9 protein-coding genes are annotated in these 15,276 nt (G+C 42.8%); 7 read left to right on the top strand and 2 right to left on the bottom strand.

Annotated features, from left to right (window positions below; all coding sequences use genetic code 11):
• Nucleotides 1–36: 36 nt before the first annotated feature.
• The gene (locus B5G27_RS02645) at nucleotides 37–1,590 is read left to right on the top strand and encodes an LCP family protein (protein ID WP_087177420.1); all 1,554 of its coding nucleotides are present in this window, start codon (nucleotides 37–39) and stop codon (nucleotides 1,588–1,590) included.
• A gap of 126 nt (nucleotides 1,591–1,716) precedes the next feature.
• Nucleotides 1,717–3,198: a deoxyguanosinetriphosphate triphosphohydrolase gene (locus B5G27_RS02640; RefSeq protein ID WP_242958203.1), complete on the top strand. Its 1,482-nt coding sequence runs from the start codon at nucleotides 1,717–1,719 to the stop codon at nucleotides 3,196–3,198.
• 939 nt (nucleotides 3,199–4,137) lie between these two features.
• Here the strand turns inward: B5G27_RS02640 and istB are convergent.
• Both istB and istA read right to left on the bottom strand, forming a co-directional pair.
• Nucleotides 4,138–4,893: an IS21-like element helper ATPase IstB gene (gene istB, locus B5G27_RS02630; RefSeq protein WP_242958187.1), complete on the bottom strand. Its 756-nt coding sequence runs from the start codon at nucleotides 4,891–4,893 to the stop codon at nucleotides 4,138–4,140.
• Complete coding sequence (gene istA / locus B5G27_RS02625) at nucleotides 4,890–6,344, bottom strand: IS21 family transposase (protein WP_206608963.1); 1,455 nt, start codon at nucleotides 6,342–6,344, stop codon at nucleotides 4,890–4,892. The genes istB and istA overlap by 4 nt, the downstream gene beginning before the upstream one ends.
• A gap of 371 nt (nucleotides 6,345–6,715) precedes the next feature.
• Between istA and B5G27_RS02620 the strand changes: the two genes are divergently transcribed.
• The 5 genes from B5G27_RS02620 to B5G27_RS02600 all read left to right on the top strand — a co-directional run bounded on the left by B5G27_RS02620 (nucleotide 6,716) and on the right by B5G27_RS02600 (nucleotide 15,256).
• Complete coding sequence (locus B5G27_RS02620; RefSeq protein WP_087177418.1) at nucleotides 6,716–6,937, top strand: hypothetical protein; 222 nt, start codon at nucleotides 6,716–6,718, stop codon at nucleotides 6,935–6,937.
• A 290-nt stretch (nucleotides 6,938–7,227) separates the two neighbouring features.
• Nucleotides 7,228–9,075, top strand: a complete 1,848-nt coding sequence (locus B5G27_RS02615) for a sulfatase-like hydrolase/transferase (protein WP_087177417.1) — start codon at nucleotides 7,228–7,230, stop codon at nucleotides 9,073–9,075.
• A gap of 26 nt (nucleotides 9,076–9,101) precedes the next feature.
• Nucleotides 9,102–11,000 carry an NlpC/P60 family protein gene (locus B5G27_RS02610; protein WP_087177416.1) on the top strand — a complete coding sequence of 633 codons (1,899 nt, stop codon included), beginning with the start codon at nucleotides 9,102–9,104 and terminating at the stop codon, nucleotides 10,998–11,000.
• Between the two features lie 199 nt (nucleotides 11,001–11,199).
• Nucleotides 11,200–11,793, top strand: a complete 594-nt coding sequence (locus B5G27_RS02605) for a GerMN domain-containing protein (RefSeq protein ID WP_087177415.1) — start codon at nucleotides 11,200–11,202, stop codon at nucleotides 11,791–11,793.
• Nucleotides 11,794–11,833: 40 nt separating this feature from the next.
• Nucleotides 11,834–15,256: an N-acetylmuramoyl-L-alanine amidase gene (locus B5G27_RS02600; RefSeq protein ID WP_087177414.1), complete on the top strand. Its 3,423-nt coding sequence runs from the start codon at nucleotides 11,834–11,836 to the stop codon at nucleotides 15,254–15,256.
• The last annotated feature ends 20 nt before the right edge of the window (nucleotides 15,257–15,276 follow it).

Below are 15,276 nucleotides of genomic sequence, written 5' to 3'. Positions count from 1 at the left end.
TATGCGAAAGATAAGAAAGAAAAGGATTTTTAGATAATGGCTACTAGACACGGCACATCCGAAAGGACCGGACAAAAGAACAGACAAAGGGGAAAAGGCAGTGCGCGTCCCAAAAAGAATGGGTTTGGAAATTTCTGCCTTGTACTCCAGGCGTTAGTCAGCCTGGCATTTATGGGAGTTGTCATCCTTCTGGACATGCTCCCGCTGAAATATCTGGGACTTGCAGCGATGGTCCTCTTTTTCCTGTGGTGCATCACATTTGTGTCGCAGGCCGCAAGGAAAAAGAGAGGGATACCGGGGAAGCTGTACAGTCTGCTGATGGTCGCTGTGCTCGCTTTGGGGACATATTACGTTGCGAAGACGAATGATATGTTTGCAATGATAACAAGCGGAGGGACTAAAGTAGACAGTATGGTCGTAGCCGTATTGTCAGACGATCCGGCGGAGACGCTGGAAGAGGCATCAGAATATGTATATGGCGTTCAGTTTGAGCAGGGCGCGGATAATATGCAGGCAGCTGTTCTGGATATTGAGGATCAGCTTGGCGTTAACGACCTGAATATGACAGAATACGGATCCGTCCAGGAACAGGCCGAGGCTCTGGTGTCGGGAGAGGTACAGGCGATCATATATAACCAGTCGTATACCGAATTGATGGACGAGGCAGTAGAAGGGTATAGTGACCAGATCAAAATCCTGTACAGGCATGAGATAGAGACAAAGCTTGACTTCGGAGGCTCAGAGGAAGACGACAGCCTCACAAAGGCGCCGTTTACCGTATATATCAGCGGTCTTGATGTATATGGAGACGACAGAGATGAGGAGGGAAGGGATTCGGCACGGAGCGATGTGAACATTATCGCAGTTGTGAATCCTACGACATACCAGATCCTTCTTGTGACTACCCCGAGAGATTATTTTGTCCCCATACCGGGTATTTCAGACGGGATGAATGATAAACTGACCCATGCAGGGACATATGGCATAGACGCTTCTATGGCAACGCTCGGGGAATTATATGAGACAGATATTAATTATTATGTGCGGCTGAACTTTACTTCATTGATCGAGATCGTAGATATTCTCGGCGGAGTAGATGTGTATTCGGATTATGCGTTTAACACGGGATGGGAATCCGGATATGAAATGGCGGTTTCGGAAGGATACAATCATTTCAACGGACAGCAGGCACTGGCGTTCTGCCGTGAACGCCACAACCTGGTCGACGGCGATAACCAGAGGGGACGGAACCAGCAGGCGGTGATCACAGCTATGCTGAAGAAAGTATTATCCCCGACGATGTTATTGAAAGCAGGAAGCATACTTGACCAGGTGGGAGAAGGAGTCGAGACAAATATATCACAGGGTCAGCTGAATTCGCTTGTGAAGTATCAGCTCAGCACAGGTGCGGAGTGGACGATCCAATCTGTGGCTGCGACGGGCTTTGATGGTGAGGATTATCCTTATTCTATGCCGAATGATCTGGTATATGTGATCTATCCGGATGAGATGGTAGTGGATGAGATCATCCACCTGACAAATGTGGTAGAAGAGGGAAGGACCCTTACGGAAGGGGAACAATTGAATTAGGCTAAAGTGCAGATGAGGGCGGAAATGATGGAAAGGTCGTTTCTGCCCTTTGAGAATATGGCAGACACATAATGGATACATGTACGCATTATTCAAAAAGATGGAGGAGGATCCCGCTATGATGAAATGGGAAAAACTATTATTATCAAAACCCCAGGAAGAAAGAGAAAAAGAGCCGGAAAATGGGCGGATTATCCGATAAGTGAGTTTGAAAAGGATTATAAAAGTATAATATCCAGTGCTGCATTTCGCAGGCTTCAGGATAAAACACAGGTATTTCCATTGGATAAAAGCGATTTTGTCCGCACAAGACTGACTCATTCAATAGAAGTTTCTACGCTTGCCAAACAGCTGGGCACGATGGTGACCCAGAATACAAAAGGTTATCTCAAAGACGATTTTGATGTCAAAGCAGATATGGATCCGGAAGAGCGGAAAAAGAAGATGAAGATCGTGTCATCTATCCCGGAAGTGCTTTCCTGTGCCGGGCTGCTGCATGATCTGGGAAATCCTCCATTTGGACATTTCGGGGAAATCGTTATACGAGACTGGTTTGTCAACGAATGCAGGAAGGACAGCTTTGAATATAAGGGAAAGAAAATACGGGATTTCCTGTCAGAAAGATGCCTTAAGGATCTTTGCAATTTCGAAGGAAATGCACAGGCACTCAGGATATTATCTAAGATCCGGCATGAACCGGAAGGCTATGACATCAATCTTTCATATGCTGTGATCAATACGCTTGTGAAATATCCGGTGGATTCGGAACATATAGAGAGTGAGAGCAAGGACATACGAAAACATAAACTGGGCTATTTTCAGGCAGAAGAAAAGATGTTTCAGAATATATGTTCGGATACCGGCACGGAGATGGAAGATGGCTCTTATGCCCGCCATCCTTTGACATTCCTTTTGGAAGCGGCGGATGACATCGCTTATGCAACTTCGGATCTGGAAGATGCTTTAAAGAAGAATATGTTTACTGCGGATCAATTCGTAGGATATTTCGAAAAATGCATAGAGAAACTGCCGGCTGGTAAAGAAAAGAATAAAACAAAAGAACTTTTGGAAAATCTTAAAGAACGATTAAATGGGATTGCCGTACGGAGCAGAGAAAAAGAGCTTATTGCATTCCAGAAATGGGCGGTATATGCGAGAGGCTGGCTGATGTATGTTGTTGCGTATAGTTTTTCGAAAAATTATGATGCGATAATGAATGGTACATATGATAAGGATATGTTTGAGGAAGGCTTCCATAAATATTCGATCAGCATACTGAAAGGTGCTATGGGAGAGTTTGTCTTTGATTCTCCTGGTATATTAAAGCTTGAACTTTCTGCGCAGAAGATCATAACAGGGCTGATGGATGATTTTATTTATGCAGTCCTTTATTGGGGAGAAGAAGATAAAGATCATAAGTTGACAAAGAGTCAGAAGAAATTTATCAATATTATTTCGGAAAATTATAAGAATGACTATTTGAACTGCCGTGGAGAAGATGAAGCTGAAAATTTGTATCTGCGCTTTCTGATGGTTACTGATTTTATAAGTGGGATGACAGATTCGTATGCAAAAAATCTGTATCGGGAGCTTAATGGGATTGATTAGAAAAATAACTGAGAAAAATTCCTTGAATTTCCGTAAACTATAATGAAAAAATGAATATATCTTCCCAAAGTACTAATCTTCCAAATTTTCAAGAAATTCAGAATGGCAGTACTGAAAATAGAGGCACTTGAATAAGCCCCGCCGAAATCGGGCTTTGGGAGAACTATTGAAAATCCAATTAGAGAACTGGATAAAATTCAAAATAAATACTATAGTCAACCGTTTTGGAAGTTTGCCCAGACAAAGGATCCTCAGCATCCGAGCTGTATCACGTATACAAATCGGATGATGCTGGGGACTTTGTATTATAAAGGAATCGTCGGGATTGACAGTATGCAGGAGATGCCGGAGCAGTTTAACGACGAGGCGGTTTCGAAAAATTTGCCCGTGTTTATGGGGGAAACCAAGGGAATACGTTTCCCATCATATAACAGAGAAGAAATATTTTGAAAGGCTGAATCCTATGGAGTTGGAAGAGATCAAGCAGGACCTGGTCTACCAGATGATCAGGAGACGGTGTTTTGAAGAGGCAAGATATAAGAAGAGATGGCTTGTCATAGTAGATGGAACGTAGCTTTATTGCGGACAAAGGAAAGTGAATGAGCATTGCCTGGAACGGTGCTGCAATAAGGGGACAGACAAAGAAATCACCCTGTACCACAGAGATGTGCTGGAGGTGAAGATCTTTTTTGGCGAAAAATTAGTAGCCAGCATCGGGAGCAAATTTATTGAGAATAACGGGGAAGACCGTAGGCGGCAGGAAACAATGAGCGCAAAGGAAATCAAGCAGGATTGCGAGACAAAAGCTTTTAAACGGCTGGCAGAGCGTATCAAAAAGCGGTTTCCACGTCTGCCTGTTTTTTGTCAAGTACTTTTCCCTGAAAAAAGCGTCGGAATTCCCTTTTTTCAGCAAGGGATTTTCCCTGCCTTCAGCGGGCATTATGCATCCCTGCGCATGAGGGCGTGCTCCATTCGGTAGCTTTTCCCCTCGAAGATCAATAAATGTCCGTGATGGACAAGCCGGTCGATCATTGCAGCGGCCATCTGGTCATCCGTAAAGATCCCTCCCCATTTTGAGAATTCCAGATTGGTTGTCAGGATCAGGCTCTTGCTCTCATAGCTGTCAGATATAACACGGAACAGCAGCTGGGATCCGTCCTTATCGACTGGTACATATCCCCATTCATCCAGTATGAGCAGGTCAAGGCTGCGGAGATCCCGCAGAAGGCGCTCCAGCGTCCCGTTTTTCCGCGATTCCGCAAGCCTCAGCACAAGTTCTGTTACGGTATAAAACTTCGTCTTGTAACCGAGATTGCAGGCCTTTACGCCGGCTGCGATTGCCATATGGGTTTTACCGATGCCCACTGGACCGTAAAGCACAAGATTCTTTTTCCCCGGGACAAACTCAAGGGTTTCCAGTTCCTCCCTGCTGAATGCAGGGGGAAATTTTACGCAGTGATAGCTGTACCCCTCAAAGGTCTTATAGGTTGGGAACCCGGCCCGTTTAATCAGACGTTTTCGTCGGTTTTCATCCCGGAGAGTCAATTCCGCCTGCAGCAGTTCCAGAATAAACTCCAGCTGCTTCTGCGTCCCTTTTTCCCGGCAGATCTCTGAAATCCTGCCCGAAAGGAAGAGCTGCCGGCTTGCTCCAAGGATCTGTGTACAGAAATCCTCTTTCATCTTCGGTGTCATCATGAAACAGTGTCTCCTTCCTTCAGAAACATATCATCATATACTGCAAGGGATGGGCCTGCCTCCGGCGGTGTATAAATGCCATATCCGGTAATCCTTGCGGCAAGCACGGAAGCATCACAGATGTTAATACTGCCTCTTGTACAGGCCATCTCCATAGCGCTGGCCGCTGCTTGAAAGCCGTACTGGCTGGTCAGCTCATTCATGATCCGGAGGCAGTCCTTCAGTTTCTCTTTCGGCTGGGCATCCATGTAAGCCCTTAAAGCATCCGGTGTTTCGCGGCGCAGCCCGCTGTTTCCCCATGCTCCGGAGTTTTTCATCAGGACAGCCAGCGTGGTACTGTAATCGCTGATATCCGTGCGGTTATCTCCGTAAGCGCGCCGGTGAGTCGTGACGACCTGTCCGCCTTCTGTAAGAATGTCAACGGTATGGGCACGAATTCCCACCAGCACCTGTTTGTTTGCGTTTTCCGGCCTGGTAGAATAGAAATGCTTTCCATCCATACAGACTTTGCCGAAACCATCCGCTTTCAGCCATTCATATCGGCAGACATCGAACCGTTTTGGCGGCAGCATCAGGAGGGCTTTCCTGTCTTCTTCAAACAATTCCCGGATAGGGATCTGTTTCTTATAATGGAGTTCGGAAGCTTTCTTTTCATGGCGGGCAAGCAGCTTCCGGTTGTACTTCTCTATCTCATTGAAATGCGGGACCGGAACAAACAGGTTCGCACGGTTATAATCAACCTTGCGCTCCACATTCCCTTTTTCCCAGCCGGAATAGGGGTTGCAGAAGCGCACCCGGAAGTGATAATGGGCTCGGAAACGGGAGAAAAGTTCTGATTCATGGATCGCATCGCCAATCCGCCGCCCGACACCGGTTGCATTGTCAAAGATCAGTAACGGCGGTACGCCGCCGATAAATTCAAAGATATCCTGCAGGCCCTGGCAGACACACTCCGCAGTTTCTCCGCCGAATACCTGGCTGTATCCATCATTGCTGTAAGGGAACGACACGGTCAGATATTTCTTGCGGCAGAGCTTCCCGGCCTCATAAAAGTCAGCTTCCCCAAAATCAACTTGTGCAGGTCCGGGATCCCAGATCAGTTCCAGGTTTGCTTTCTCCGTTTGGATGGAACGGCATTTCTTCATGTAGCGTTGGACAATGCTGTAACTCCCGGTATAGCCATGTTCCTCCACGAGACGCTCATAGACTCTCTGAGCGGTATGGTGCTGCTTTCGCCAATGTTTCTTGTCTTCGTCCAGCCACTCCTGGATGATGGGCTTGAAGGGATCCAGTTTGGATGGCTTCTCCTGGATAACGGGTGGCTGCGGTGAGAAATCATCCTGCGCAAGATACTTGCGTATCGTTTTGGGATCAGCACCTGTTTTTTTAGAGATTTCACTGATCCGGTATCCACAATTGCTCAAGTCTTTGATATGATTGATTTGGGACATAGTGAGCATCTTCCTTTCCTCCTTTATCTTTGGTGGTGCTTAGATAAAGGATAAATATAATGTAAAGGGGAATCAATATGTCCCGCTTTATTTAGGGAATTTCCCTTGCTTTTTTCAGGGAATTCTGACGCTTTTTTTCGGTAAATTTAGTGTATCATAAACAGTCTGCCGATCCTGTTGCTAGTGGATAGCCTGTATGCATCGAAACTGGTCGTGGATCTGTGCCGGGAATATAAGTGGGAGTTCCTGATCCGTTATAAAAAGGGGAGTATTCCGAGCATGTATTAAGATATCAGGAAGATACGGATGCGGAGAGCACGAAATTCCAGTGACTTACCAGCATAAGGATTACCAAAGGGAATGCGGAAAAGATGGTGGAAATAGAGAGAAATAGATGGGAAATAGAGAATGAAGGATTCAATCGTCAGAAAAACTGGCAGGGAAGTATTGCCCATATATGCAGTTGGAATGACCGGGTGAAGAAGAACCATTATCTGATGGTACAGATCTCTGATTTGATAGTCAGCTTTGGATGGCAACTAACAAAAGAAGATATATTCTCAGTTGATGATTATACACAGCCATACAACTGAGATAAGTATAGCAAAGGAAGTGATGCCTGCCAAGAGGAAAAAGAACTGAATTATCCACAAAACAGACCCAAAACAGATAGATTCGGCCAACAGACTTTTGGAAGTGGATAAAATCAAGAGAAAAATAAAAAGTGTGGATAACTTATTTTTTTCTGAGAGATTCACTGACATGTGGCAGGTAAAAATTTTTTTAGCGTTCAAAACTGCTCAAGAATTGAAAATCTTGATTTAGGCTTATAAAACTGGTATTATTAAATTTATGCAATGAAATTGTAAACAAGAGGTAATTCATGAGTAATGGAAAATTAATACATTTATTGAAACGGATTCTGTTTTGCATAGCAAATGTTCTTTTTGTCTTTTTTCTTATCTTTTCTGCTTTAGTGTGTATGAGTATCTTATGGATGTTCGATACATGGCCAAATCTGTCAATGGAAGAGCTTGTATATCAATTGCAAGCATCATTTGAAGGGACAAGCAGAGGAATGGTCGGAGATTACTTGCTTTTTTCTATGCCGGTCGTTGTAATTGTTTTTGTTGTGGCAATGGTTACTGTAACTATTTTAAGAAAAAAAAAGAAAATATATCGTGGAATTATTGCTATTTCAATACTGGTTTCTGTGGTGGCCCTTGTCGGAGAATGCTATTTGGTGTGGAACCGATTGGATGTTAGGGATTATGTGGAAGGAAATAATACATATTCAACTTTTATAGATACAAATTATGTTGATCCTTCTGAAATAGAGTTGGTTTTTCCAACTGAAAAAAGAAATTTGATTTATATTTTTTTAGAATCTATGGAAGTTACTTATGCGGATGAAGAAAATGGCGGTGCATTTGATGATAATTATATACCGGAATTAGCTGAACTGGCTGTTTTGAATGAAGATTTTTCCGGTAATAGTCAAAGTCTTAATGGTGGGAGTAGCCTTTATTCTACAACATGGACGGCGGCGGCAATGTTTGCCCAGACAGCGGGTCTTCCACTTTCTTTGCCAATAGATGGAAACTCTATGGATACACAGGAAAGCTTTTTGCCCGGAATAACTACATTAGGTGATGTGTTAGAAAAGCAAGGTTATAATCAAACACTTATGATAGGATCAGCCGGGAATTTTGGTGGGCGTAGTCTGTATTTTAGCGAACATGGGGACTATTCTATTAAAGATTATTATTATTATCAAGAACTTGGAAAATATCCCGAGGATTATTGGGTATGGTGGGGGTTTGAAGATAATAAACTTTTTGAATATGCTAAAGAAGAACTAATTGAATTGAGTTCTCAGTCAGAACCGTTCAATCTTACTCTTTTAACAGCTGATACTCATTTTGAAGATGGATATACTTGTGAGTTATGCGGTTCAGAATATGGTGACAATATATATGCAAATGTGCTTTCTTGTTCAAGTCGGCAAGTTAGTGAGTTCGTTGAATGGATCCAGCAGCAGGAGTTTTATGAAAATACAACGATTGTGATATCGGGAGACCATCTTACCATGGACAGTGACTTTTGTGAACAGGTAGATGACAGTTACGAACGTAAGGTTTATACGACATACATTAATTCAGCTGTACAGCCCGAGAATCCCGAGGGAAGAAGGGAGTATTCTACGTTTGATAATTTCCCGACAACCCTTGCCAGTATCGGAGTAGAGATAGTGGGAAACCGTTTGGGATTGGGAACAAATTTGTTTTCGGACGAAAAAACTCTTGTGGAATTGTATGGTGTAGATCAAATAAACAGTGAGTTAAAGAAACGCTCTGAACTAATGGATGAGTTTACATCAACTATAGATGAAGATAGTCCCAGTTTAAAAATCAGAGAAGGGCGAGCGCCTGTCGCAAATGTTGTAACAGAATCGTATGGTCCTTTTAATGAGGAAATAAGAATAATAGTCAGTGATTTTGAGAATATTGACAATGGTATTATGATGATCACAGCAGCTGTGTGGACAGCGGAAGATCAAAGTGATTTGCAATGGGTTCAGGCAATTGAACAGGAAGATGGCACATATATAGCTGAAGTGTTTCTTTCAGGGTTAGCGTCTGTAGGAGACGAATATTATGTTGAGGTATATCTGACAGATGTGAGTGGAGTGCAATATTACATTTCGAGTGCGACAGGATATATACAATAAGGATATATTTTACTGGATAGAGAGGAATGAGAAAGATGGTAAAAAAATATTTAAAAATAGGAGTGTGTTTGACTGCAATATTGGTATGCGAGGCGGGTGGACCTGTATTTGCTGCTTCTGATAGTTTGAAGTACGATAAAGTTGAAATCAGTGCTGAACTGCTCCAGGGAAATAATGCGGGAGGGGAGAAAGCAGACGAGGAAATAGAATTTGTTAAAGGTTGGAATGGAGAAATAGATAAGAATAATAAGTGCTATTTAGATGAATTTGGAAATCAGCTTGTGGGTTTGCAGAATATCGATGGAAAGACATATTATTTCGACACAGGGGGAATAGTTCAAACAGGCTGGCAGGATGTAGAAGGGCAGTTCTTCTATTTTTCTCCGGAAACGGGAGAACGCTATGAGTCTGGAAGTTTTACCATTGATGGAGAACAGTGGTGCTTTGATGAGTACGGTGCAGTCGTGAATATATCGGTTCAGACTGAAAATGACAATGTATATAAACACCAGGATATTTGTATTGTAGAGAATAGAGCTGTTAGCGAAATAGTAGAGAGCACCGCTGGCAACCAAGAGTCGGAAGCAATATATACAGGGTGGTATTTAGCTGATGAAGGCTGGTACTATTATGATTCGGATGGGAGTAAATGTGTCGGTTGGAAATTGATTGGTCAGTTTTGGTACTATTTTGATGAGAATGGGTTAATGATCAGCGGTGAAAAAAAGGATATTGCTGGTGGAATTTATTATTTCGGTGAATCAGGAAATATGCTGACAGGCTGGATCAATCTCCCAGAGGGGTGGTACTGGGCAGATGAATATGGAAGGCTTCAGACTGGCTGGAGACAAATAGGTATTTTTACATATTACTTTGATAATAGTACAGCTACTTTCGGATTGATGGCAGCAAATTGTGAAAAGATGATAGACGGTAAAATGTATTACTTTGGCGAATCGGGAAATATGTTGACTGGTTGGATAAAACAGCCAGAAGGCTGGTACTGGGCAGATGAATATGGAAGACTTGTTTCGGGATGGCAGGATATAGGAATATTCCGCTACTATTTTGAAGAAGAGGGCTCAGAATATCCGTTCCTAATGCTTGCCAACTGTACTAAAGTTATTGATGGGGTAGAATATGTTTTTACAGAGAGCGGTGCATTGAGAACAGGCTGGGTATATGATCATGGGGATTATTACTATTATATTAATAACCAGGTTCAGACCGGCTGGCTACAAATAAATGGGACATGGTACTATCTTGACCCTGATAATTCAGGGAAAATGATTTATTCCCAATGGTTTTTAATAGATAATGAGTATTATTATTTCCATGCCAGTGGAGCAATGGAAAAAGGATGGCTCTGGTTATCTGGGGGCTGGTATTATCTGTCAGAATATGGACGAATGGTTACAGGATGGCAGCTGATAGGAAATGATTGGTATTATTTTTATAAACAAAATGATCCCTATGGCGGAATATGGGGACATATGGCTGTAAATACCGAGATTGATGGTTATAAGATTGGAAGCGATGGTAAGATGATCAATCAGGCTATTGAAGAGATAAGGAAGTATGAAGGATATCCGTATCTTTGGGGAGGGGCATCTCCGGCAGGTTGGGATTGTGCAGGATTTGTACAATGGATTTATGGAAATATTTTTGGATATGAAATTCCAAGAACCACAGGCGAGCAATATTCTGTTGCAAGCCGAGTTGATGTATCAGATATGTCAGCTTGGCAGGAAGGTGATCTGGTCTTCTTTTCTGACGGCAGTATATCCCATGTGGGAATATATTTAGGTAATGGTGAAATGATACATGCTTTAAATGAGAAATATAATACAAGAATAGACAATGTGTTTGCATATGACGCATGGGATACAGGATTATATTTGCATTCTGTTGGTAGAATTTTATAGAGTTTTGTAAGTTGATGGCTGACAAATGCGGAAATGCTCATTCCTGGTGCTTAGAAGATGGAATGGAATGAACAAATTAGCAAGATGGTATTTAGAAAATCGGAGGAACTGGTAAGGTTATCCGTTGAAATAAAAGCAATATATTGTTATCATGTAGCTATGAGATAACCGAAACAAAAAGGTTCAGGAGGGCGAGATTATGAACAAGAGGTTGAAATTTTCCGCATTTTTAGTGGTTTTAGGCTTAACAGTGTTAATGCTGTATGGTTGTGGAGAGGGAGAAAAGCCTGCAAAGCAGGAAAAGCAGGTGGAACAGGAGGAGAAGAATGAGCAGAAGGAAGATCCTGATAAGACAGAGGAAGTACAAAACGTTCAGGATACAGAGAAAGATATGGAAACTTCTTCGGGAGACTCCCAGCAGACCAGAAACGTCCGCGTTTACTATGTGGATGAGCAGAGTGGCCAAGTGACTGGAAAAAATGTGGAGATTAAAAATGAAAATGATATTTGGGCTGCACTGCAGGAGAATGCAATACTCACACCCGACTGTCATCTTTTAAGCATGACGCTGAATGAAGCTGAGAAAAAAATAGATTTGGATTTTGATTCGGCAACAGGAGAGCGGATAAGGAGTATGGGCACAACAGGTGAAATACAGATTATTGGATGTATTATCAATACCTATCTGGAAGCATATGATTGTGACGGAATTAAGCTTACAGAAGAAGGAAATCCACTGCAAACGTCACATGGGGCAACTTATGAGGGATATAGTGGTGTTATGTCTTTTTAATTCAATATGAAGCAAATGATATAAAAAGGAGCAGAAAATCATGACAAACAAATTGATAAGGGTAATAGCTGTAATAATGTTATCTGCAATGTTCGTGAGTAGTATTCCAATGCAGACAGTATATGGAATGGAGACAGATGAAAATGGGAAATCCATGACAGGAGTACAGCAGGGTGAACTACAGATTGGGAATTCGACGCTGAATGTTGACGAAGGAGAACTGGATACAGATTTAGAGGAAGGCGAATCCATGACAGAGGAATCAATGTCTGAAATAGCTGATTCAGAAAGTTCAGGGGATGAAAACAGTCAGGTACAGCCTGCGGGTGAAGAGAATGAGCCACCGCAGATAAATACAGATAGTCTGCCACAGGAAACGGAGAGCATATGTCTTGGAGATGTTAATTATGTATATATTGAAAATCCTTTTTTAAAAACACCAGATACGCAGCGTATTGTTTTCTCTTTTGACAGGGAGATTACAGGAGCAGATATGGTAACTCTTTTAGTTGCTGATGAATCTGGCAACCAGGAAGAATGGGATTTGTCTAAGCAGGTAGGAGGGTTGTATCTTTTTGAAAAGGATTATACAGGAGAAGCTTTTTCAGGATTGTATAAAGCTGTAAGTCTGAGCCTGAGCAACCAGAATGAAGAAAAAATAATAATACTTGACGATATAGATGTGGAGGCTGAATTTGGCGTCAATCAAGAATATGATGGATTTGATGAGTTAAAACCAATTGGCGGAACACCAGCGCAAAATGAGTTATCACAGGTTGAAACTTCAGTTGTGAGCATTGATGAAAATGGAGTGCCGGAGGCGCAGAACAGTATTTCGGATGCACTGAATGCTGTCAGCACGGAAAATGGCTCTGCGAATATTAGTACGTTTAGTGCCGGGACCGGAGAAAGAGCGCAGTCAGCTCGTACGGGTAATATTGTTGTTGCGCTTGATCCGGGGCATGATGCTAATGATGCCGGAGCACAGGGATATGGTCTTCGTGAAGAAGTGTTGACATTAAAAATAGCTCAGTATTGTAAGGCTGAACTGGAACAGTATGCAGGAGTCAGTGTATATATGACCAGGACTGGGCTTAGCTGTCCATATAATTGCACTAATGCAGGTGAGTGTATCAAGCAGAGAGCTCAGGCAGCTGCCGCAGCAGGGGCGGAAATATTTGTGAGCTTTCATTTAAATTCATCTGTATCATCGGCGGCAAATGGAGCCGAGGTTATTGTGCCTAATTATAATTGGAAATATGAAGTGGGGGCGCAGGGGTATGCACTTGCAGAAAAGATTCTTGAAGAACTTACAGCCTTGGGACTCAGTAACCGAGGAATTTACAGTAAAGATACCACTGTTAATGAGTACTATCCGGATGGTAGTTTATCAGATTATTTTTCGGTTATGATTTATAACAAGGAAAATAATATACCAGGAATTATTGTAGAACACGCTTTTATTTCTAACAGTGGAGATGTTAACCGTTTTCTGACGACAGAAGAAGGATTGAAGGAACTTGGAGTTGCGGATGCAACAGGAATTGCTAAGTATCTGGGGCTGTTAAAAGGACAGTGGATGGAGGAGAACGGCAAATGGAAGTGGGTTTGGGCTGACGGTACGCCTTCTCCTAAGAATCAGTGGCTTTATGTTTTAGGGTCATGGTACTGGATGGATGAGGATGGATATCGCTTATCAGATTGCTGGAAAACAATAGGGGGCCAGCGTTATTATTTTGACAATGACGGGAAAATGGCGATTGGCTGGCGTTTCCTAAATGATGAATGGTATTATTTTTTGAATTCAGGCAGAGCGTCTGTAGGCTGGCAACAGATAGGTGGATATTGGTACTGGTTTGCGGAAGATGGGAAAATGCTGACCGGATGGCAGAAGATAGGGGAATATTGGTATTATTTCCATGAAGCCGGTCGGATGCTGACGGGCTGGCAGGAGATAGGAGGAAATACATATTATTTTCTTGGAGCCGGTCGCATGGTGACGGGTACTGTAACAATTGATGGAAAGATATATGAATTTAATAAAGATGGTGTATTAGAAAAAGAGCTCATACCGGGATGGTTGTTGGAAGGTGGCACATATTATTGGATAAATGAAGATGGAAGCAAGGCAGTAGGCTGGAAACAGATAGGAGCTTACTGGTACTGGTTTGCAGAGGATGGGAAAATGCTGACAGGCTGGAAGCAAATAGGCACATATCGATATTATTTTCATGAAGCAGGGAGAATGCTGACGGGTTGGCAGGAGATAGAGGGAAATACATACTATTTTCTGGAAGCAGGACGTATGGCGACAGGCACGATAATCATTGAAGGGGAAATGTACGAGTTTGCCCAGAATGGAGCGTTAATAAAAGAAATTGTACCGGGGTGGCTTCTGGAAGACGGTATATATTATTGGATAAATGAAGATGGAAGCAAGGCAGTAGGCTGGAAGCAGATAGGGGCTTACTGGTACTGGTTTGCAGAGGATGGAAAAATGCTGATCGGCTGGCAGCAAATAGGCACATATCGATATTATTTCCATGAAGCAGGGAGAATGCTGACGGGTTGGCAGGAGATAGATGGGAATATGTACTATTTTCTGGAGGCAGGACGTATGGTGACAGGAGTTGTCACAATAGATGGACAAACGTATGTGTTTGGATCTGATGGTGCTTTGATAGAAGCATCGCAAGGCTGGCATCTGATAGGGAATACATATTACTATATAAAAACTGATGGGAGTAGGGCTACAGGCTGGGCATCAATCGGGGGATACTGGTATTGGTTTTCCGAAAATGGTGAGATGCAGACAGGATGGCAGTCAATAGGTGGTGTCTGGTACTATTTCCATGAAGCGGGTCGGATGCTGACAGGATGGCAGATGATCAGCGGAACATGGGTATATTTTGATGAGTACGGTCACTGGATAAAAAGTGGAGTGACTGCTATAACTGGAGCGGGCAATAAGACAAAAGAAGAAATGATTTCTTTTTATGAAAAGAGCGGTTTTGATTATCCCTCGGTAGCTCTAGGCAAGGGCGGCGCCCCTACGCTGGAATCGTTTGTGCAGATGTACATTGAAGAGGCAGAAGCTGAGGGTATAAGATCGGATGTCGCTTTTGCTCAGTCTATGCTTGAAACAGGATATCTGCAATATGGCGGAGATGTGCAGATTGAACAATTCAATTTTGCCGGGATAGGTGCTGTGGGCGGTGGAGAAAGTGGAGCAAGCTTTGCGGACGTTCGCACCGGGATTAGAGCGCATATTCAGCATCTGAAAGCATATGCGAATTCTGAGTCTCTTAAAAATGCATGTGTAGATCCACGGTTTTCTTATGTTGCAAGAGGGTCTTCACCATATGTTGAATGGCTTGGAATAAAGGAAAATCCAGAAGGATGTGGATGGGCAACGGCAAAGAATTACGGGTTCACGATAGCGACAATGCTGGAAAGAATGTAATGAGATAAGAGGAAGCGAGA

The organism is Lachnoclostridium sp. An76 (assembly GCF_002161355.1).
Classification (GTDB): Bacteria; Bacillota; Clostridia; order Lachnospirales; family Lachnospiraceae; genus Mediterraneibacter; species Mediterraneibacter caccavium.
The sequence above is the reverse complement of the archived record's forward strand: the minus strand, read 5'-3'. Positions and strand labels throughout refer to the sequence as shown.